Origin of the sequence: Streptomyces crystallinus (assembly GCF_039521265.1) — a bacterium.
Classification (GTDB): Bacteria; Actinomycetota; Actinomycetes; order Streptomycetales; family Streptomycetaceae; genus Streptomyces; species Streptomyces crystallinus.
The window spans coordinates 163,939-183,729 of sequence record NZ_BAAACA010000039.1; the positions used below are offsets into that span (position 1 = coordinate 163,939).

General features: G+C 71.9%; 16 protein-coding genes, 1 tRNA gene and 1 pseudogene. 5 read left to right on the forward strand and 13 right to left on the reverse strand.

Going from position 1 to position 19,791, the window contains the following annotated elements; all coding sequences use genetic code 11:
* Nucleotides 1-170 precede the first annotated feature (170 nt).
* The 7 genes from pheA to ABD236_RS28090 form a co-directional block, all read right to left on the reverse strand.
* A complete protein-coding gene (gene pheA / locus ABD236_RS28060; protein ID WP_344078290.1) occupies nucleotides 171-1,106 on the reverse strand; it encodes a prephenate dehydratase in 936 nt (311 codons plus the stop codon).
* Between the two features lie 50 nt (nucleotides 1,107-1,156).
* On the reverse strand, nucleotides 1,157-2,428 hold the full coding sequence (gene efeB, locus ABD236_RS28065) for an iron uptake transporter deferrochelatase/peroxidase subunit (RefSeq protein WP_344078378.1): 1,272 nt from the start codon (nucleotides 2,426-2,428) through the stop codon (nucleotides 1,157-1,159).
* 23 nt (nucleotides 2,429-2,451) lie between these two features.
* Complete coding sequence (locus tag ABD236_RS28070) at nucleotides 2,452-4,377, reverse strand: copper resistance protein CopC (protein ID WP_344078292.1); 1,926 nt, start codon at nucleotides 4,375-4,377, stop codon at nucleotides 2,452-2,454.
* 22 nt (nucleotides 4,378-4,399) lie between these two features.
* Nucleotides 4,400-4,858, reverse strand: coding sequence for a copper chaperone PCu(A)C (locus ABD236_RS28075; RefSeq protein ID WP_344078294.1), 459 nt, complete (start codon nucleotides 4,856-4,858; stop codon nucleotides 4,400-4,402).
* Nucleotides 4,855-5,511, reverse strand: a complete 657-nt coding sequence (locus ABD236_RS28080) for an SCO family protein (protein ID WP_344078296.1) — start codon at nucleotides 5,509-5,511, stop codon at nucleotides 4,855-4,857. Before ABD236_RS28080 ends, ABD236_RS28075 begins: the two co-directional genes overlap by 4 nt.
* A gap of 38 nt (nucleotides 5,512-5,549) precedes the next feature.
* The gene (locus tag ABD236_RS28085) at nucleotides 5,550-6,278 is read right to left on the reverse strand and encodes a YcnI family copper-binding membrane protein (protein WP_344078298.1); all 729 of its coding nucleotides are present in this window, start codon (nucleotides 6,276-6,278) and stop codon (nucleotides 5,550-5,552) included.
* A gap of 116 nt (nucleotides 6,279-6,394) precedes the next feature.
* Nucleotides 6,395-7,234: a hypothetical protein gene (locus ABD236_RS28090; RefSeq protein WP_344078300.1), complete on the reverse strand. Its 840-nt coding sequence runs from the start codon at nucleotides 7,232-7,234 to the stop codon at nucleotides 6,395-6,397.
* 250 nt (nucleotides 7,235-7,484) lie between these two features.
* Between ABD236_RS28090 and ABD236_RS28095 the strand changes: the two genes are divergently transcribed.
* Nucleotides 7,485-7,949, forward strand: coding sequence for an ATP-binding protein (locus ABD236_RS28095; protein WP_344078302.1), 465 nt, complete (start codon nucleotides 7,485-7,487; stop codon nucleotides 7,947-7,949).
* Nucleotides 7,950-8,092: 143 nt separating this feature from the next.
* On the opposite strand, the gene ABD236_RS28100 is transcribed toward ABD236_RS28095, so the two are convergent.
* Both ABD236_RS28100 and ABD236_RS28105 read right to left on the reverse strand, forming a co-directional pair.
* Entirely contained in the window at nucleotides 8,093-9,559 is a 1,467-nt protein-coding gene (locus ABD236_RS28100) for an aminopeptidase P family protein (protein ID WP_344078304.1), read from the reverse strand.
* 101 nt (nucleotides 9,560-9,660) lie between these two features.
* Nucleotides 9,661-11,163 (reverse strand): PP2C family protein-serine/threonine phosphatase, encoded by a 1,503-nt coding sequence (locus ABD236_RS28105; protein WP_344078380.1) that lies wholly within the window; start codon nucleotides 11,161-11,163, stop codon nucleotides 9,661-9,663.
* 422 nt (nucleotides 11,164-11,585) lie between these two features.
* Between ABD236_RS28105 and ABD236_RS28110 the strand changes: the two genes are divergently transcribed.
* Both ABD236_RS28110 and ABD236_RS28115 read left to right on the forward strand, forming a co-directional pair.
* On the forward strand, nucleotides 11,586-12,269 hold the full coding sequence (locus tag ABD236_RS28110; protein ID WP_344078306.1) for a bifunctional DNA primase/polymerase: 684 nt from the start codon (nucleotides 11,586-11,588) through the stop codon (nucleotides 12,267-12,269).
* Nucleotides 12,270-12,461: 192 nt separating this feature from the next.
* Entirely contained in the window at nucleotides 12,462-13,151 is a 690-nt protein-coding gene (locus tag ABD236_RS28115) for a hypothetical protein (RefSeq protein ID WP_344078308.1), read from the forward strand.
* A 229-nt stretch (nucleotides 13,152-13,380) separates the two neighbouring features.
* Here ABD236_RS28115 and ABD236_RS28120 read toward each other — a convergent pair whose 3' ends face one another.
* The 3 genes and pseudogenes from ABD236_RS28120 to ABD236_RS28130 all read right to left on the reverse strand — a co-directional run bounded on the left by ABD236_RS28120 (nucleotide 13,381) and on the right by ABD236_RS28130 (nucleotide 16,191).
* Complete coding sequence (locus ABD236_RS28120; protein ID WP_344078310.1) at nucleotides 13,381-14,370, reverse strand: DUF5926 family protein; 990 nt, start codon at nucleotides 14,368-14,370, stop codon at nucleotides 13,381-13,383.
* Between the two features lie 237 nt (nucleotides 14,371-14,607).
* Nucleotides 14,608-15,244: pseudogene (locus tag ABD236_RS28125) on the reverse strand (ATP-binding protein).
* A 119-nt stretch (nucleotides 15,245-15,363) separates the two neighbouring features.
* Complete coding sequence (locus tag ABD236_RS28130) at nucleotides 15,364-16,191, reverse strand: glycerophosphodiester phosphodiesterase (protein ID WP_344078312.1); 828 nt, start codon at nucleotides 16,189-16,191, stop codon at nucleotides 15,364-15,366.
* 236 nt (nucleotides 16,192-16,427) lie between these two features.
* Between ABD236_RS28130 and ABD236_RS28135 the strand changes: the two genes are divergently transcribed.
* Together ABD236_RS28135 and ABD236_RS28140 are read left to right on the forward strand one after the other, a co-directional pair.
* A complete protein-coding gene (locus tag ABD236_RS28135; protein ID WP_344078314.1) occupies nucleotides 16,428-18,101 on the forward strand; it encodes a S1C family serine protease in 1,674 nt (557 codons plus the stop codon).
* A 128-nt stretch (nucleotides 18,102-18,229) separates the two neighbouring features.
* Nucleotides 18,230-18,314 (forward strand) — tRNA-Ser (locus ABD236_RS28140).
* 127 nt (nucleotides 18,315-18,441) lie between these two features.
* On the opposite strand, the gene ABD236_RS28145 is transcribed toward ABD236_RS28140, so the two are convergent.
* Entirely contained in the window at nucleotides 18,442-19,566 is a 1,125-nt protein-coding gene (locus tag ABD236_RS28145) for a hypothetical protein (protein WP_344078316.1), read from the reverse strand.
* Nucleotides 19,567-19,791: the final 225 nt, after the last annotated feature.

The following is a 19,791-nucleotide window of genomic DNA, read 5'->3' on the forward strand; positions in this document are numbered from 1 at the left end:
TCGCCCGAGCTGATCTTCTGTGGACGGATGCGTCGTCGCTAGAGGTATTTGTCGACTCTGTCCGGTTGTGTTGTCGACTTACCCACAGGTCGAGAAGAAAGCCTGTGGATAACTTTGTGGACAGTGAAAATCAGCAGGTAGGACCGGAGGAGGGCCGGTGGAAAACCCGCTCAGGCCCGGCCGTCCTGGCTGCGCGCCAGCCACTCCGCCGCCGCCACGAACTCCGCGTCCGAGGTCCCCGGCCGCGCCGACCGCACCTCGTCGGCCGACACACCCGCACGCGGGTACGAGCCGAGGAAGCGCACCTTGGGGCAGATCCGCTTCAGCCCCATCAGCGCCTCGCCCACGCGCCGGTCCGAGATATGGCCCTCGGCGTCCACCGCGAAGCAGTAGTTGCCGATGCCCGCGCCGGTCGGCCGGGACTGGATCAGCATCAGGTTGACCCCGCGTACGGCGAACTCCTGGAGCAGCTCCAGCAGTGCGCCCGGGTGGTCGTCGCCCAGCCAGATCACCACGGACGTCTTGTCGGCGCCGGTCGGCGCCGCCGGCCGGGCCGGGCGGCCCACCAGGACGAACCGGGTCTCCGCGTTCTCCGCGTCGTGGATCTCGGTGACCAGTGGCTCCAGGCCGTACGTCGCCGCCGCGAACTCACCCGCGAACGCCGCGTCGAACCGGCCCTCCTGGACCAGCCGGGCGCCGTCCGCGTTGGACGCGGCCGACTCCCACAGCGCCTCGGGCAGATGCGTGCGCAGCCAGTTGCGCACCTGCGGCTGCGCCACCGGGTGCCCGGTCACCGTCTTGACGTCCGACAGCTTCGTCCCCGGCCGCACCAGCAGCGCGAAGGCGATCGGCAGCAGCACCTCGCGGTAGATCATCAGCGGCTCGCCGGAGGCCAGCTCGTCCAGGGTCGCGGTGACCCCGCCCTCCACCGAGTTCTCGATCGGCACGAGCGCGGCCGCGGCCTCCCCGTTGCGCACCGCGTCCAGCGCGGCGGGCACGGACACCATCGGCACCAGCTCCCGGGTCGCCGCCTCCGGCAGCGTGCGCAGGGCGGCCTCGGTGAAGGTGCCTTCGGGACCCAGATAGGTGTATCGCGTGGCGGACATACCCGTCACCCTAATGGCCTGCCGTCACGGGCGAGGGCCGTTACGACCGGTCAGGACTCCAGCAGCAGCTGGCCCACGTACTCGCCCGCGCGCGGGCCGCCGGGCACCGCGTACAGGCCGCTCGACTCGTGCCGGATGAACGCCGACAGCGCGTCGCCCCGGTCGAGCTTGCGCTGCACGGGCACGAAGCCGCGCAGCGGATCGGCCTGCCAGGCGACGAACAGCAGGCCCGCGTCCGGCACCCCGTCCGCGGAGATCCCGTCGTGGTACGAGAAGGCGCGCCGCAGCATCGCCGCGCCGCCGTTCTGCTCGGGGGCGGAGATCCGGGCGTGCGCGTTGTCCGGGATGACGAGCTTGCCGTCCGGGCCGAACTTGTCCAGCTGCATCGGGGTCGTCTCGGTACCCCCCGAAAGAGGGGCGCCGTCCGCCTTTCTGCGGCCGATCACCTGCTCCTGCTGGGCGAGCGGCACTTTCTCCCAGTCGTCGAGCAGCATCCTGATCCGGCGCACCACGGCGTACGAGCCGTTCGCCATCCACGCCGGCTTCCCGCTGTCCGGGACGAAGATCCGCTTGCCGAAGTCGGGGTCGGAGGGCTTCGGATTGTTGGTGCCGTCGATCTGGCCCATCAGATTGCGGGCCGTCATCGGCTTCTTCGTGGCGCCGGGCGTCCGGTTGAAGCCGTTCATCTGCCAGCGCACCCGGGCCGCCGCGCCCGCGTCCTTCTGCAACGCGCGCAGCGCGTGGAAAGCCACCAGGGCGTCGTCCGCGCCGATCTGCACCCAGAGATCACCGTGGGAACGCCTGGCGTCCAGCCGGTCCGAGGAGAAGTCCGGCAGCGGGTCCAGCGCGGCCGGGCGCTGCGCCACCAGGCCCGTACGGTCGAAGAAGGTGCGGCCGAAGCCGAAGGTGACGGTGAGCGAGGAGGGGCCCGCGTCCAGCGCGATCCCGGTGTCCGATCCCGCCGGTTCGCCCGCCATCAGCGCCTTCGCCGTCGCCGACCAGCGCCGCAGCAGGGCCGCCGCCTCCTTGCGCCCCGCGCCGGGTGCGAGGTCGAAGGCGATCAGATGCCCGCACGCCTGCACCGGAGTGGTGATCCCGGCCTGATGTTTCACGTGAAACGCGACCTCGGCGGTGCCGACCGAGGACAGCTCGGGCGTCCCCGAGCCGTCCGACTCGAGAGCGGCGTGGACGAGGGCGCCGCCCGTGGCGCCGAGGGCGACACCTGCCGCGCCCGCCGCTCCCACCGTGCCGAGCAGGCGCCGGCGGGTCATGTCGGCGGGCAGCTCGGCGCCGGCCCTGTTCTCGTGGATCTGGTCCGTCATGTGGTCGGTCATCTGGTCCGTACTCAGCCGATCTTGATGTTCTTGTCGACGGTGACCTGGTCGATGTCGGAGGTCCGCACGGTCACGGAGACCTGCCACTCGCCGGGCATCGGAAGCTGCACACCGCTCGCGCTCCAGTGTCCCCGGGTGATGCGCTCGGGCGCCACGGGCAGCGGGCCGATCGCCTTCGCCGTGAGCGTGAACGCGACCTTCACCTCGGGCGCGTCCAGCGGCTTGGCGGCCGCGTCGTCCGTCCACACATGCATCTCGTTGGCGCCGGTGCGGCCCGGGTCGAGGGTGAGGCGGACCGTGCCCTTGCCGTCCTTGGCTCCGGTGTCGAAGGGGATGCGGATGCTGATCGGCCGGTCCGGCACGGCCACCTGGGTGCCCGACTGGGCGGCGGCCGCCGCCTCCTGCGTACGCCCGGGCTCGGTCGACGACAGGATCGTGGCCACGGCGAGCACCGCCACCGCGACCCCCGCCTCGGCGAGCACCGAGCGCCGCAGCCCCGAGCGCTGCGGGTCGGCGTCGCGGATGCGCTTCTCGCGCGCGACCGTGATGGCCGCCTGCTGGCGGGCCAGCTGCTGGGCGCGCTTGCGGTCGGCCGGGCTCTTGTCGTCCGGCACGGTCACCGGCTCGGGCTCCTCGGTGAGCTCCGGCTCGGCCGCCCGCTGCTCCACGACCGTGGCCGCCTCGACCTCGGGGGCGATGTGCTCGGAGAGTTGCCCGGTCCAGCGGCGCGAGACGTACGCGGCGGACAGCAGCACGGCGATCAGACCGGCCTTGACGAGCAGCAGCTGCCCGTAGCCCGTCCCGGTCAGCGCGGACCAGGAGCCCACCTGGCGCCAGGCCTGGTAGACACCGGTCGACACCAGGACCGCCACGCTCCAGAAGGCGATCCGGGAGAACCGCCGCACCGCCGCGCGTTCCACCGCGGGCGTCAGATGCAGCGCCACCAGCAGGGTCGCGAGACCGCCCAGCCAGGTCGCCATGGACAGCAGGTGCACCACCGCGACGGGCATCGCGAGCGCCGTCTGGATGCCGGTCGAGGCGTGCTCGGCGAGCGCCCAGGTGGCGGCGATGCCGGCGGCCACCACGAAGCCGCCGACGGCGAGCCCGTAGCTGAGGTCCTTCTTCTCCTCGTTCTCGCGCTTGGCGTACGCGCCGAACAGTACGGAGATGAACAGCGCGGCCGCGCTGAGCAGCAGCAGCCGGGAGCTGAGCGCGGCGCCCGACTTGGTCTGCAGGACCGCCTTGAGCCCGTCGAGGTCGAAGGCGTCCGCGAGCTCACCGGAGCCGGTGTAGGGGGTGCGCAGGAGCAGCAGCGCGATGGTGGCCGCGGTCATCGTCAGCCAGCCGCCGACGACTAGCCGCTGCACCGGGCGCACCGAGGCGCCCCGCTGCCAGCAGGCCAGCACGAAGGCGCCGCCGCCGGTGAAGAGGATGAAGCCGGCGTACGCGGCGTAGCGCATGGTGTCGTACAGCGCGCCGACCAGACCGCCGCCGACGTCCGGGGCGGACAGCGAGACGCTGGTCTTGGAGGGGGCGCCGATGGAGAACGTGAAGGCGCCCGCGACCGGGTGGCTGTCGGCCGAGACGGCCTGCCAGGCCACGGTGTAGGTGCCCTTGGGCAGCCCGTCGCGCAGACTCACCCCGTACTTCACGATGGAGCCGCTGCACAGGTTGAGCAGTTCGCCGGTGTCGGCGCGCTTGCCGTTCGGGTCGAGGACCCGGATGGACTTGTCGTCCATGGCGACCTGCTCGGAGAACGTGATGTCGACGTCCTTGGGGGCGGAGGCGACCACCGCCCCGTCCTTCGGGTTGGTCGCGGTGACCGCGGCGTGCGCCGAGGCGGGGGACGCGGTCGCGAACACCGCGCCGAGCAGGGCTGCCGCGACGAGCAGCAGCCGGGCCAGGGCGGTTCCGAAGCGTGGGGCGGTGGCCGTCATCGTCTGTTCAGTCCCTCATCCCTCAGTGGTGCTTCGGGTTGTAGGTGGATTCCTTGACCGGCAGCTCGACCTTGACGGCGCCGGCCTTCTCGAAGTGCAGCTCGATGGAGACCTTCTCGCCCTGCTTCGGCTTCTTCTTGAGCCCCATGAACATGATGTGGCTGCCACCTCGTTCGAGGTCGAGCCGGCCGTTCGCCGGGATGTCGAAGGACTTCACCTCCCGCATCTTCTGGCTCTTGGTCTCGTGGATCGTGACGTCGTCGGAGATGTCACTGGTGACCTTGGTGAGCTTGTCCGCGGTCTTGCTGTCGTTGTTCACGACCAGGAACCCGCCCGCCATGTCGGCGCTGACCGGCTCCGGCATGAACGCCTGGCCGATCTTCAGGTCGGGCTTGCCGTCGGAGCTGTCGGACGAGCAGCCCGCCAGCGCGAGCCCGGCGGTCAGGGCTATCGCGGCGGCGAGGGTGGTGCGGCGGTTCACGGGTTCTCTCCAAGAATGATCTTCGGCAGGTCCTTGGTGTAGTCCTCTGCGGTGGTGGTGTCGCCGTACAGGACGTACCCCTGGTCGGTCTTCGGCGAGAAGGCGATGACCTGGGCGCCGTGCATGGACACGACCTTCCCGTCCTTGTCCTTCGTCGCCGGGTCGATACCGATGCCGATCGAGCGGGCCCCGGCCTGGATGGTCGGGAAGTCACCGGTCAGGCCGATGAACGCCGGGTCCAGCGCCTTGAGCCACTTGCCGAGCGACTCGGGGGTGTCCCGTTCGGGGTCGGTGGTCACGAAGACGACCTGGAGCTTGTCCTGGTCGGCCTTGGGCAGCTGCTTCTTGGCGACGGCGATGTTGCCCATCGTCAGCGGGCACACGTCGGGGCAGTGGGTGTAGCCGAAGTAGATGAGGGTCGGCCTGCCCTTGGTCCGCTCACGGAAGTCGAACTTCTTGCCCTGGGTGTCGGTCAGGACGAAGTCCGGCTTGGTGAACGGCCGGTCGAGCACGGTGCCGGGCTTGTTGCTGGTGTCGGCGGAGACATCGGTGACAGGGCTCTTGGCCTTGTCGTCGCTGCCACCGCACGCGGTCAGGGTGAGCGCCGCTGCCACCGCGAGGGCGATGGCAGCGGGCACGTACTTGGTGCGCATGGGAAGAGTTTCCGGTCGGGGGGAAGGGCCTGGCGGGATTACGCGGCCCGGCGGCGCACGGCGAACGCGCCGAAGGCCACACCGAGGACGCCGATCACGATGCCCACGACGCCCAGGACGCGCGCGGTGTTGTCGGACTCCTTGGAGTCCGACGCCTCGGTCTTCTTGTCGTCGTGCCCGGCCATGTCGTCCTTCTTGTCGTCGGACGCGGGCGCGGCACCACCGTGGTGGTCGTCGGAGGCGGCGGACAGCTTGAGCACCGGCGCCGGGTTCGCCGGCTCCTCGGCGCCCTTCTGCTCCTCGATCCAGCGGACGGTCTCGCCGTTGCTGTACGTCTGGACGGCCTTGAAGACCAGCTTGTCGGTGTCGGTTGGCAGCGCGCCGATGGAGAGCGGGAACTTCTGGAAGTAGCCGGCCTCGATCTTGCCGCCGCTCCAGGTCACCTTGGTGACGGCCTCGTTGATCTGCTTGCCGTGCACGGTCAGCGGCTTGTCGAGCTTGGACTTGGTGACCTCGATGTTCCAGCCCGCCAGCGCCTGGGGCTGCACGGACGCCAGCGGGTGGTCGGCCGGGAAGGTGACTTCCAGCTTCACGGTCTGGGCGTCGTCGCGCTCGTTGGGCACCTTGAAGTTGACGACCGCGTAGCCGCCCTTCGCGGCGGCGCCCTCGGGCTGCACGCTGACGTGGGCGAAGGCGGGGCCGGCCAGCATCAGGACGGACGAGGCGGCGACGGCACCGGCGACGGCGACACGGCGGGAAACGTTCATGGTGAAGACACTCCAGTCAGCAGGAAGGTAGGGGTGGCGGTCCGGGCGCCGATGCGCACGGACTCCACGGACCACTCCTGGGACGGGTGTCGTCTGGGTGTACGGAGTGGGCCGCGTCAGGCTGCGAGGGCGTACGCCGAAGGCGGGCCGCGCCTGATCACCGAGTGCTGGAGTGCCTCCCCGGCCGGCGGCAGGGGGGTGGCGAAGCGGTCCCGCGGACGGCTCGGGCCGTGCCCGGGCGCTCCGGGCAGACCGGCCAGCAGGGCCCGTACGAGTGCGAGGGCGGCGCGCAGTGAGCGGGCGCACGCCCCTTCGGCGGCCGTGGTGGCGGCCTGGGCGGAGAGCCGCACCAGACGGAAGAGCGCCGCCTCGCCGCGCCGCAGCAGCCAGCCCGTCAGCAGCGCGGCCAGCAGATGGCCGAGGAGCATCGGAAGCGAGGGGAACAGCCCGGCCAGAGCGCCGTGCGCGGAGGCGGAACCGCTCATCCCCGACATTCCGGGCATCGCGTCATGGGCGGCCGAGGCCGTGCCGGAAGGCGGGCGCAGGCCCGCCTCGGTGACGACCCGTCGTGCGTCCGAGACCGTCAGCTGGGCCGTCGCGGCCGGGCCGCAGACCAGCTTGGCGGCGAGCCGCAGCAGCGAGGTGTCGCCGGTCGACCCGTCGCCGGAGGCGGCCGCGGTGTGCTGGCCGATGCCGAACAGCGTGTGCAGGGCGAGCTGTCCGGCGGCCAGCGCGCCCGCGATGGACGGCAGCGAGCGCTCCCGGCCGGCGAGCGGCGCGGCGACGGCGAAGACCCCGAGGAACCCGGCGAGCAGCGTCCACCAGGGGACCGTCGCGCAGGCGGCCAGGACGTGTCCGAGCGCGGACAGCACGACGCAGACCGCGGCGAAGACCGCGGCCCTCAGCAGCCGGAGACCGGCGCCTGCGTGGGTGTGTCGGGCGTGTCGGGCAGACATGGCGGGGCCATCATCGCACCAGCCCTGCCCGTCCCATACGGCAGGTCCACAAGGTGCCGTATTCCTGTGATGATCACATCCGTCCCCGGCTGTCCGAAACCGGACGGGTGACCGACCGACGTGCCCATACACCGCCACGGGGAGCGCACACATCCGCCGAATGAGCGCTATCACGTCAAGTCCGTGCTTACGGGACGGGGGTTGCGGCAATACGTAGGGGTATGTCGAGCCGCAGCCAGGAGGCCGGAGCATGAGCATCTGGTGGTCACTCCATTTGCGGCGCGAGGCCGCGAGCGTCCCGCTCGCACGTCGTCTACTGCTCGGCACCATGGAGACCGCGGGGGTCGATCCGGACATCTCCTACGACCTGTCGGTCGCACTCGGCGAAGCCTGTGCGAACGCGGTCGAACACGGCGGGGACGAAGGGTCCGGCACCTCGGCGGCGTACCGGGTGACCGCGTATCTGGATGGCGAGAAATGCCATATCGAGGTCGCCGACTCGGGGCCGGGCTTTCCCGTACGACGAGGCCGTCGCACCGCAGCACGGATGAACAGCACACTGGGCGCCACGATGGCGGAGCACGGCAGAGGACTCTGCCTGATCGAACAGCTCGCCGACCACGTCCACTTCGCCAACCGACCGGGCAGAGGCGCTGTGGTGAGCTTCGACAAGATACTGAAGTGGCGCGAGGGCGCCCTCCTCAACGTCTCGTGAGGGCCCTGTGCCCGAGCCGGCCGCGCCGCCGAACGGCGAAGCCGGCCGCCCCGCGCACGGGGAACGACCGGCTTCGCCGTTGACACTCGCGTATACGTAGCCGCGCACTGCCGCGTACTACGTACGTAGCCGCGCTCCGGACGTCAGCCCTGCTTGACGCGCGCCATCCACGCCTCGACCTCGTCGGACCGGCGCGGCAGCGAGGCCGACAGGTTCTCGTGGCCGTCCTCGGTCACCAGGATGTCGTCCTCGATCCGGACGCCGATGCCCCGGTACTCCTCGGGCACGGTCAGGTCGTCAGCCTGGAAGTACAGACCCGGCTCGACCGTCAGGCACATGCCCGGCTCCAGGTCGCCCGCGACGTACGTCTCGGTGCGCGCGGCGGCGCAGTCGTGGACGTCCATGCCGAGCATGTGGCCGGTGCCGTGCAGGGTCCAGCGGCGCTGGAGGCCGAGCTCCAGGACCTTCTCCACGTCCAGGTCGCCGCACAGGCCCCACTCGACGAGCTTCTCGGCGAGGACGCGCTGGGCGGCGTCGTGGAAGGCGCGGTAGGGGGCGCCCGGCTTCACCGCGGCGATACCGGCCTCCTGGGCCTCGTACACCGCGTCGTAGATCTTCCGCTGGAGCGGCGAGAAGGTGCCGTTGATCGGCAGGGTGCGCGTGACGTCCGCGGTGTAGAGCTCGTTGGTCTCGACACCGGCGTCGAGCAGCAGCAGCTCGCCCGGGCGCACGGGGCCGTCGTTGCGCACCCAGTGCAGGGTGGTGGCGTGCGGTCCGGCCGCGCAGATCGAGCCGTAGCCGATGTCGTTGCCCTCGACGCGGGCGCGCAGGAAGAACGTTCCTTCGATGTAGCGCTCGCTGGTCGCCTCGGCCTTGTCGAGCACCTTGACGACGTCCTCGAAGCCCCGGGCGGTCGCGTCGCAGGCCTTGCGGAGCTCGGCTACCTCGAAGGCGTCCTTCACCAGACGCGCCTCGGACAGGTAGACCCGCAGCTCCTCGTCGCGCTCGGCGGTGACCTTGTCGGTGAGCGCCGCCTCGATGCCGGCGTCGTGGCCGCGGACATTGCGGACCGGGCCGGTGGCCTCCCTGAGCGCGGCGGGCAGCTCGCGGACGTCCTTGGCCGGGATCCCGAGCAGCTGCTCGGCCTCGGCCAGCGAGTGGCGGCGGCCCACCCACAGCTCGCCCTGGCCGTCCAGCCAGAACTCGCCGTTCTCCCGGTCGGAGCGCGGCAGCAGATAGACCGTCGCCTCGTGGCCCTCGCCCTTGGGCTCCAGGACCAGCACGCCGTCCTGGGTCTGGTCGCCGGTGAGGTACGCGTATTCGGTGGAGGCGCGGAAGCTGTACTCGGTGTCGTTCGAGCGGGTCCTCAGATTGCCCGCGGGGATCACCAGGCGCTCGCCGGGGAAGCGGCGGGAGAGCGCGGCACGGCGGTCGGCGGTGTGCGAGGCCTGGGCGATCGGCTCAAGGCCGTGCAGCTCGGTGTCGGCCCAGCCGGACTTCATGTTCTCGGCCAGCTCGTCGGACACGCCCGGGTACAGGCCGTTCTTGCGCTGCTTGATCGGCTGCTCTTCCGACTCTTCCGGGGTCTCCGGGGTGAGCTGCTCGGCCACGGTCTGCCTCCACTTAGTACGACATTGGACCTCCGTCCATCGTACGGGCGGGTGGAAAAGGGGCCAGGGCCGTAGGGCCTGTTACACCCCGTAGGCGGCCGCTACCCGAACCGGGCGGCGAGCAGCACCACGTCCTCGCCGCCGCCCGACACGTCGAGCCCGTCCGGCAGCACGGTCCGCAGCACATGGTCGGCGATCGCGCCCGGGTCGTCGCGGGCGGCCCGGGGGACGCTCGCGGCCGCCGCGTGGAGGCGGGCGAAGGCCCGGTCCATCGGGTCGCCGGTGCGGTGCAGCAGCCCGTCCGTGTACAGCAGCACCGTTTCTCCGGCCGCGGGCCGCAGCTCCACGCTGGGCGCCTCCCAGCACGCGAGCATCCCCAGCGGCGCGGAGAGCGAGGTCTCCACGTACTCGGTGCGGCGCTCGCCGACGATCAGCGGCGGCGCGTGTCCGGCCCCGGCCAGGACGATCTTGCCGTGCGCGGGCTCGCAGTAGGCGAAGAGCGCGGTCGCCGAGCGGGCCGGCTCGGTCAGCCGCAGCAGGAGTTCGAGGTCGGAGAGGACGGCGACCGGGTCCTCGCCCTCCATCACCGCGTACGCCCGCAGGCTGGCCCGCAGCCGGCCCATCGCGGCGACGGCGCTGGGCCCGGAGCCGGTGACCGAGCCGACGGCGAGGCCGAGCGCGCCCTCCGGGAGCGGCAGCGCGTCGTACCAGTCACCGCCGCCGTGCGGGCCGGTGCGGTGGCGGGCGGCGAGCTGCACCCGGGACACCCGGGGCAGTCTGCTGGGCAGCAGCTCCTCGGTGAGGGTGGCGAGCCGGGTGTGCGCGCGGTCCAGCTCGACCAGGCGGGCCACGTGTTCGGCGGTCTGGCGCAGATAGAGGCCGACGAGATGGCGGCGGCGCTCGGGCGGCTCGGCGGGCTCGTCGTAGAGCCAGACCACCGCGCCCAGGCGGGCGCCCGTGTCGGTGGTGAGGGGAAGCGCGTAGCTGGCGGCGTAGCCGAGCCGGGCGGCGACCTCGCGGTGGCGCGGGTCGGGGCCGGACTCGCCGCCGGTCTCGCCGACCAGGTCCGAGCCGCCGTCGGCGTCGGGGAGGCCGTCGAGGATCCTGCCGTACGAGGTGGCGCTGCGCGGGACCGTCTCGATGTGCCCGAGGTCGGCGTGGGCGAGCCCGAGACCGGTGGTGACGGCGGGGCCGAGCCCGTCGGCGGGCTCCAGGACGACCAGCCCGCGCCGGGCGCCGACCAGCGCGGCACCGGCCCGCAGCAGTTCGTCGAGGGCGTCGCCGAGACCGGAGGTACGGGAGAGGCGCTCGGTGAGCTCGTGCAGCGTGGTGAGGTCCGAGACCCAGCCGGCGAGCCGGTCCTGGATCACCGCACCGGGGTCGGCGGGAGAGGTGGGGCTGGTTGGGGCCAGAGGCGCAGAAGTGTGCGCGGGGGGCGGGACGGATGGATCGATTCCAGCCACTTTCGGCAGGTGTGGGGCGCTCATGGCAGTCGGCTTTCCGACCGGTCGTTTCCGCTCAATAGCATCGCAAACCCCCATGTCAATCTGCGCCGCCATCAATGCATCCAGATGTACACGCACAAGTAAGGGGATGTCCAGCATTGTCATAGCGGGATTGTTGGTGTCCGGGGGTGTTCAACTTGGCGGAAAATTGCCCCCTATGGCCCATCTCTGGGGTCGACTGAGGGCGTTCAAGAGCGCGTCATATCGAGCGGGTTGGGTACGTACTCGGTGATGGCCAGGGGCAGTTGACGGTGTCCCGGAACCCGGCGGCGGGCCAGGGCGTCTCAACAGCCGACGGCCGCGCCCCATCCCCGAGTGGCGGGGTTTTTTGCACAAGGGACGGCAAGCGCCACGCGCACGCCACCCCTCGCCATGCGTTTAATGGTCACAGCCCACGCTCGGTCCTGACGGGTTACCCGTACCGCAGGCTCGCAGAGCTCAAAGATCATGTACGCGCAGTGAAGCTATGCACACATGGTGTGATGTGGACCTCGGCGTTCAACGGAAAGGAACGAGCGCTCATGCGCGAGATCCTCGGAAGGCGACGCAGGCTCCGGTTCCGGCGCAGTGAAAGGGCTGCTCAGCTTGGCGCCGCGCTGACCTGCGCGACCGAGTGGAAATGGCCCGTACTCCCCGGTGTGGGACTCAAGGCGGCCGGCGGTCGCGGTGACCGTGGCCGCGGCTGTGCCTGTCCCGACCCCGAGTGCGCCGTCCCGGGGGCGCACCCCTTCGACCCGGGGCTGCTCGCGGCCTCGACCGACGAACGGCTGGTCCGCTGGTGGTGGACCAACCGCCCGGCCGCCCCTGTGCTCCTCGCCACCGGCGGCAAGGCGCCGTGCGCGCTGAGCCTCCCGGCCGTCGCCGGGGCGCGGGCGCTCACGGTCCTCGACGAGATGGGCATCCGGCTCGGACCCGTGGTGGCGACACCCACCCGGTGGTCGCTGCTGGTGGCTCCGTACTCGATGGAACGTCTGGGTGACCTCCTCTACTCCAAGGACTGGGTGCCGAGTTCGCTCCGGTTTCACGGAGAGGGCGGATATCTGGTGCTGCCCCCGTCCGAGACGGGCACGGGGCAGGTGCGCTGGGAGCGGGCGCCGCTGCCGGGGTCGGCCGCGCCCTGGCTGCCGGATGTGGAGGCGGTGGTGGACGCACTGGTCGCGGCGTCGACCAGCGCACCGGACGGCGGGTCCCGGCTCGCCTACTGAGCCGGTGCCCCGGTCCGCGTACTGGAACAGCGAACGGCACCGGCTCCGAGTTCCCGGCGGAGTGCGGTGTCACTCGTTCGGGTGCGAGAGCGCCCCAGTTGTACGGGAAACGGGCGCGCGGATCACCGGGCGCCCGGTTTCCGTCGCTATCTTCGGCCCACCGCAGGAATTCCATGGGATGGGTGGGCCGCCGTGAATCTCCGCATGATCGGTATCGGCGCCGTGGTGGTGTTCACGGTGCTGCTGCCGCTGGCGGCTTCGGCCGGTCCGGCCGAGGAGCCGGAACCGGCGGGCGCCGGGTCGGCGGGCGGCGATCCCGCCTCGGCCGACCCCACCCGGGGAGAGGCGGCGGCCGGCTCCGTGTGGAGCGGTTCCGCAGGTGCCGGATCCGATGGCGCCGAGTCCGGCGGGCTCGCCGCCGGCGGGCCCGGCGCCGACTCCCGCCCTCGCTCCCGCTCCGGTTCCGCGCCGGGGCGCGCTCCCCACGCGCGCGTGGGCACGGTGCCCGCCGAGCCGGCCGCCCACTGCGGACCGGAACTCGTCTCGCCCGACGGAGTCGAGGCGCAGACCTGTGTGCTGACCGAGGGGCGCGACGCCTGGGCGCGCGCGTACTACCGCAACGCCACGGGCGGACGGTTGCGCTCGGTGCTCACGCTGATGGGGCCGGGCGGCCACACCGTACAGACGAACTGCGCGGTCGGAGCGGGAGATCAACCGGGAGTGTGCGAGACGCCGAGAGAGCCCGCGCGGGGAAAACCTGGCGCGTACTCGGCGGTCGCGGAGTTCGCGGGAACGGGTGAGGACGCGCCTCTGCTGCTGCGTTCCGGTTCCAATGCGCCCGACGGCGTGGCGGTCAACTCGGCGGTGGACACGGCTCGTTGAGCGGGAAGCGGCCACGTGGGCGCGTATGCCGAACCGGAAGAGGACCGGAAGGGAAAATGGAAGGGCCCGGTCGCTGGCGACGGGGGATGCACCAGCGACCGGGCTCTTAGAACGGTAACAAGAGATCTGTCATTCGCAAATTCGATCTCGGTTATTCGGACACCGATTTATCTGCGACTACCGGGAGTTGTGACGCGGGTCACCTGTCCCGTGACAGGGTTGGTCACGCTCAGCTCAAGGTCACCTGGCGGTTGGTGAGGCCGCCGCGCGCCCTGCGCTCCTCCGGCGTGAGCGGAGCCTCCTCCGCCAGCGCCGCCGCCAGCCGCTCCGCGAACGCGGCGGCGGGCTTCTCGCACTCCTCGGCCGTCATCGCGCTCGGCAGGTCCCAGACCGGAACGGTCAGACCGTGCGCCCGGAACGAGCCGACGAGCCGGGTGCCCTCGCCGAGCGAGGAGGTGCCGGCCGCGTGCAGCCGGGCGAGCGCGTCCAGCAGACGCTCCTCCGGGTGCGGCATGACCCAGCGCAGGTGGTTCTTCTCGGGGGTCTCGCACCAGTAGGACGAGTCCACCGACTTCAGCCGTACGGTCGGGATCGCGGCCGCGTTGGCGCGCTCCAGGGAGGCGGTCACCTCGGGCGTGGCGTTCTCCGAGTCCGGCACCCAGAACTCGAACCCGCTGTGCACGGCGGGCTCGAAGGCGGCCTCGGGGTCGAGCAGGTCCTGGAGGCGCGGACCCTTCGGGTCGACGCGCTGGGCGGCGACCGGCGTGCCCGGCTCCGCCGTCAACGCGCGCGTGAGCGTGTCCGCGAGGTCGCGGCTGATGTCGCCGGACGGCGTGTCGTTCTGCAGGCCGAGCAGCACCGAGCCGTCGTCGCGGCGCAGCGCGGGCCACGCCATGGGCAGGACGGTCGCGAGCGTCACGGAGGGCACGCCCTCGGGCAGCCCGTCCCTGAGCGTGAGTTCGACGGTCGCGGCGGGGACCAGCTCGCGCAGCGCGACCCAGTCGCACTCGCCCGCCAGGCCCTCGAACGGGCGCTGGACCAGCTCGGTCACGGCGTGCGAGGCGGCCCGTCCGTGGCAGGCCTTGTAGCGGCGGCCTGAGCCGCACGGGCAGGGCTCGCGGGCCCCGACGACCGGAACGACGACATCAGCGCCTGCGGCGCCGGCGCCGTTCTTGCGCTGCGGCGCTGCGGCCTTCGTCTGGGGGCGCTTCTTGGCCATGGTGTGGCTCTCTCCCGACTGCGGTGGTGCGGTGTCGCTGTGTCGGGCGCGAGCCTAGTCGTACCGCCAGGGATACGGCGTACGGCTCGGTCGAAGTCGTACGGGGCCGACGGGTGCGGGCCGGTGCGGTCGGGCGGCCCTGGTGCGCGGCGGGCTCGGTCCACGTAGGCGGCGAGGCGGCCCGGGTTGGACAGGGGGGCGCTCCCCTTGGGTGCGGGCGGCGCGTAGGCGCCCGGCTCAGTCCAGGTCCTCGAAGACGTCCGCGAACTCCAGCCCGGGCAGCGCCACGCGCGCGACGAAGTCGTCCGGGGAGGGCGCGCGGCCGTTCTCGCGCCCCGGTGTGCGGTCGTACCCGGCGGTGATGATCACCCAGACGGTCACCTCGCCGGACGCGCTGTCCCGTACCCCCCAGTCCTGGGCCAGCGCGCTGATGATGTTCAGACCGCGGCCACCGCGCGCGGTCACCGAGGGCGTGGCCGGAACCGGCCGGGTCGGGCCGCCGCCGTCGGTCACCTCGACGGTGAGCCGGCCCGCCTTGTCGACGCGCCAGGCGGCCCGGACGTCCCCGTCGCCCACGTCCGCGCGCCCCAGCGGTCTGCCGTGCCGGCAGGCATTGCTCAGCAGTTCGGACAGGACCAGTACGGCATCGTCCACGATCGGCTCGGACACGCCGCTGTCGAGCAGCTGCTCGCGCATCCGGTGTCTCGCCTTGCCCACGCCCGCAGGGCCGTGGGGCACGGCCATGCTCGACGACGTGGGCACCTCCTGTGCCACCACCAACGCCACCCCCGAGACCTCCTTCACCCCCACGCCACGGTGTGAATGCCCCAATGGACTGGACCGGAAACCGGCCAAACGGCGTCCGGTGACGCACTCGTCACGGCTGACCACGGACCGAACGCGCCGGTGCACTCCCTGTAACCGGTATGACGGGCGGCACGGGTGGGAAGTGCGGCTACGGAAGTGGCGCTTCCAGAGGCCCTGATGGCCGTCTCAGAGGCGGCCCAGCTGGTGTAGCACCTGCTTCGGGCGGTTGGTGATGATGGCCTCGACCCCGAGGCTCGCGCACAGTTCGACGTCCTCCGGCTCGTTCACCGTCCAGACGTGGACCTGGTGGCCCGCCGCGTGCAGCCGGTCGATGTAGCCGGGGTGGTTGCGCACGATGCGCATCCCCGGGCCCGCGATCCGCGCACCCGCGGGCAGGCGTCCGTCGCGCAGCCGGGGCGACAGGAACTGCATCAGGTAGACGGTCGGGATGTCGGGCGCGGCGGCCGCGACCCGGTGCAGGGAGCGCGCGGAGAAACTCATGATGCGTACGGGCGAGGTCTCGCCGCGGGGCGGCGCCTCCGCCAGCCCGAACCGCTTGAGCAGGTGCAGCAGCCGCTCCTCCACCTGCCCGGCCCAGCGGGTGGGGTGCTTGGTCTCGATGGCCAGCTCCACGCGCCGGCCCGCGTCGGCGACGAGCTCCAGGAGCCGCTCCAGGGTGAGGACGGAGGTGAAGGACGGGTCGCCCCAGTCCGGGCTCTCCTCGCTGTCCTTCCAGGAGCCGAAGTCGAGCGCCGAGAGCGCGGAGAGCTCCAGGGCGGAGACGGCGCCCCGGCCGTTGGAGGTGCGGTTGACGCGGCGGTCGTGGACACAGACGAGATGGCCGTCGGCCGTGAGCCGGACATCGCACTCCAGGGCGTCCGCGCCGTCCTCGATGGCCTTCATGTACGCGGCGAGGGTGTGCTCGGGCGCGTCCTCGGAGGCGCCGCGGTGGGCGACCACCTGGATGGAGGCCCGGTGGGGCGTATGACTGTCGTGCTGCCGTGCTTGGGTCACCGCGTCATCGTGCCACTGCGGCGGGGCGCGGGGGCGGCCAGCGGGCCGCAGCACGAATACACAGCTCCTGCTTACAGTGGCCTGACAGCTTGTGGGAAAAGCTGATCGCTGACATGTGCACACGTCCGCACCGCGTGGAACGCGATTGTCGGACCTCTGACGCACCATGGTCGGTGTCGCGTCCCCAGCCGAAACATACCGACCCCGAGACTGAGTGGAACCGAGGAGAGAGAGCTGTGAGCACCGAGAACGAGGGCACCGCGGTCCCGGCCGTCCCGCCTGCCCCGTCGTCAGCACCGCCCGCGCCTCCTGTCCCTCCCGTGACGTCCGAGGAGGCCGCTGCCCCGGCGGCGGCCTCCGGGGCGCGTCCCGCCGCCGAGCCGACGGCTACGCACGCGATGCCGGAGTCCGGTGCCGCGCACGGCGAGCCCGCGGCCCCGCACGCGAAGCCGGAGCCCGGTGCGTACGGGGAGTCGGCGGCCCCGCACGCGAAGCCGGAGCCCGGTGCGTACGGGGAGTCGGCGGCCACGCACGCGAAGCAGGAGTCGGCGGGCGCCCCGGAGGCAGCGGGTGGGCAGGAGCCCGTCTCCGCGCCGGAGGCCGCGCAGGAGCCGGTCACCGCGCCGCTGCCCGGCCCGGTGCCGGCGGATCCGTACGCCACGCACGCGCAGGGCCCCGCCCCGCACCCGCAGACCGCCGGCGGCTGGCCCACGCCCCCGCCCGCGCTGCCCGCGTACGGGGGCGCGGGGGGCGGCCCGGTCTGGGGCGCGCCCGCACCCGAGCCGCAGCGCCCGCGCCGCCGGGGTGGCCTGGTCGCGGCCGTCCTGGTGGCCGCGCTGGTCGCGGGCGGCGTCGGCGGCGCCATCGGCTACTGGGCGGCGGACCGCGAGGACGGCTCCGGCGGTTCGACCACGGTCTCGGCGTCCGACACCCCGAAGGACTTCAAGCGCGAGCCGGGCACGGTCGCGGCCGTTGCCGCGAAGGCGCTGCCGAGCGTCGTGACGATCGAGGCGCAGGGCGGCGACGGCGAGGGCGGCACCGGCACCGGCTTCGTCTACGACAGGGAAGGCCACATCGTCACCAACAACCACGTGGTGGCGTCCGCGGCCAACAGCGGCAAGCTGACGGCGACCTTCTCCAACGGCAAGAAGTACGACGCCGAGGTGGTCGGCCGGGCGCAGGGCTACGACGTGGCCGTCATCAAGCTCAAGAGCGCACCGGCCAACCTGGTCCCGCTCGCGCTGGGCAACTCGGACCAGGTCGCCGTCGGTGACTCGACCATCGCGATCGGCGCGCCCTTCGGGCTGTCCAACACGGTCACCACGGGCATCATCAGCGCCAAGAACCGCCCGGTGTCGTCCAGCGACGGCGCCAACTCCAAGGCGTCGTACATGAGCGCCCTCCAGACGGACGCCTCCATCAACCCGGGCAACTCGGGCGGCCCGCTGCTCGACGCGCGCGGTGCGGTCATCGGCATCAACTCGGCGATCCAGTCGGCCGGCAGCGGCGGCTTCGGCCAGTCGCAGGCGGGCTCGATCGGCCTGGGCTTCGCGATCCCGGTCAACCAGGCGAAGAACGTGGCGGAGCAGCTCATCAAGACCGGCAAGCCGGTCTACCCGGTGATCGGCGCGACGGTCGCCATGGACCAGAAGGGCCAGGGCGCCAAGATCTCCGCGCAGGCCTCCGGCGGCTCCCCGGCCGTGGTGCCCGGCGGCCCGGCGGACAAGGCGGGCCTCAAGCCCGGTGACGTCATCACCAAGTTCGGCGACACGGAGATCGACAGCGGGCCGACCCTGATCAGCGAGATCTGGACGCACAAGCCGGGCGACCAGGTCCAGCTCACGTACCAGCGCGACGGCAAGGACGCGACCGTCACGGTCACCCTGGGCGAGCGCGCGGGCGACAGCTGACGGAGCCGACCGCCGCCCGACGACGGCGACCGCGCGGAGGCCCGTCCGTCCCCCGGCCGGGCCTCCGCACCACGACGGCCCCTCCGCTAGGCTGTAGCAGCCCCGCCGCCGGGTCGGCACGGGGCGAGGGTGGGTTGCCCGAGCGGCCTAAGGGAACGGTCTTGAAAACCGTCGTGGCGCGAGTCACCGTGGGTTCAAATCCCACACCCACCGCGTGTACGGGTCGTACGGCCGGTAAGGCGTACGGCCCGTGAAAAAGAGGTGCCCCGGAGAACCGGGGCACCTCTTTTCTGATCCGGGGCACCTCCGTCAGGTTGAGGCGCCCCGGAGCCGTACGGGATCAGACGCGGCCGACGGCGCGGCGACGGCGCAGCAGGGCGAAGCCGGCGACGCCGAGGGCCGCCGCGCCCGTGCCGCCCGCGTACAGCGCGGTCCTGTCGGTGCTCTCGTCCTTGATCTCGGCGCCGGCGGCGACGGCGCCCTTGGGGACGATCTGGTTGCCCGCCGTGGGGGCGGACGGGGCCGGGGCGGGCGTGGTGGACGACTTGGCCGGGGCCGCCGTCGCGCAGCCCTTGGGCAGGGAGGGGAACGAGCTGATCTTGTAAGGGGTGTTGCCGCCCTGGGTGCGCTGGCCCAGCTTCGGCGTGGGGGTGTTCGCACCGATGATCTTGACGCCCATGGCGCCGTCGAGCGGGTGGGCGCGGTCCGCGGAGCCGAGCACCTTGAGCCCCGCGTCCCGCAGCTGGGCCTTCGGGCCCGCCGGTCCGTTGGTCAGCTTCACGGAGGAGCCCGGGCCGAAGACGCTGGGGACGATCTGCGTCACCGTGCAGCCGGAGCGCGTGCTGATGAACTCGGAGGAGAGCTTGCCGGTGGAGCTGTTGAGGATCACGTACATCCCGTGCACATACGCGTCGGCGTCGTCGCCCACGGCCTCCGTCTCCAGGATCTTGACGACGTGGCCCTTGGAGACGAACTCGGCGCGGTAGTGCCCGCGGGAGAACTTGTGGACCGGGATCCTCTCGCCGTTGACCAGCTTGTAGGAGGCGTCGCCGCCCAGGTCGGCGCCGCAGCCCGCGGGAAGCTTGGGGAACGGGGTGTTCTTCGCCGCGTGTTCACCGCCCTCGACCCACTGGGAGAACGTCGGTATGGCGGTGCCGGTTCCCGTGACCTCGATCCCGGCCGCCATGTCCTTCGTGTGAGCCTTGTCGACCGTGGCCACGACCTTGCCCTTGCCGTCCTTGAGCTCGGCCTTCGGGCCGGCCTGTGCGCGGTTGGTGAGGGTGACCGACAGACCCGTACGCACCGAGGGGACGGTCGCGACCGACGTGCACTTCTCGGAGGCGGCTGCCGTGGTGCCGCCCGGCGTGGCGGCGAGTGCGGCGGACGGGGTGAGGAGGGCCCCGGCGAGTGCGGCGGTGGCGATCGCGGCGTGGACGGTGGTGCGGCGGGAGGTGTAGGTCGACATGAACGACTCCATGAAGCTGATCGGCCATCTGGGCCGCGGTGAGTGAGGAGGTGGAGAGTCGCAATGCCGCCCCCTCTGTCGGTCGGGGCCGTTGAGGCTGGGCGGTGGCTGCAGAAGAAAATCTATGCAGCGGCTGTGCGGGAACCGTACGTGCCATGTCACGGGGATGTGACAGACGATCAGCTTGTTGACCTGCTGCGATGTGGGGCGGGCAACGGGGTCGGC

Excerpts from the sequence above, each read along its gene's own strand:
- ABD236_RS28085 (WP_344078298.1), bottom strand. The coding sequence starts at position 6,278 with ATGAACGTTTCCCGCCGTGTCGCCGTCGCCGGTGCCGTCGCCGCCTCG.
- ABD236_RS28110 (WP_344078306.1), top strand. The coding sequence starts at position 11,586 with ATGCGCGAGATCCTCGGAAGGCGACGCAGGCTCCGGTTCCGGCGCAGT.
- ABD236_RS28070 (WP_344078292.1), bottom strand. The coding sequence starts at position 4,377 with ATGACGGCCACCGCCCCACGCTTCGGAACCGCCCTGGCCCGGCTGCTG.
- ABD236_RS28095 (WP_344078302.1), top strand. The coding sequence starts at position 7,485 with ATGAGCATCTGGTGGTCACTCCATTTGCGGCGCGAGGCCGCGAGCGTC.
- ABD236_RS28080 (WP_344078296.1), bottom strand. The coding sequence starts at position 5,511 with ATGCGCACCAAGTACGTGCCCGCTGCCATCGCCCTCGCGGTGGCAGCG.
- ABD236_RS28120 (WP_344078310.1), bottom strand. The coding sequence starts at position 14,370 with ATGGCCAAGAAGCGCCCCCAGACGAAGGCCGCAGCGCCGCAGCGCAAG.
- pheA (WP_344078290.1), bottom strand. The coding sequence starts at position 1,106 with ATGTCCGCCACGCGATACACCTATCTGGGTCCCGAAGGCACCTTCACC.
- ABD236_RS28090 (WP_344078300.1), bottom strand. The coding sequence starts at position 7,234 with ATGTCTGCCCGACACGCCCGACACACCCACGCAGGCGCCGGTCTCCGG.
- efeB (WP_344078378.1), bottom strand. The coding sequence starts at position 2,428 with ATGACGGACCAGATCCACGAGAACAGGGCCGGCGCCGAGCTGCCCGCC.
- ABD236_RS28105 (WP_344078380.1), bottom strand. The coding sequence starts at position 11,163 with ATGCTGGACATCCCCTTACTTGTGCGTGTACATCTGGATGCATTGATG.
- ABD236_RS28145 (WP_344078316.1), bottom strand. The coding sequence starts at position 19,566 with ATGTCGACCTACACCTCCCGCCGCACCACCGTCCACGCCGCGATCGCC.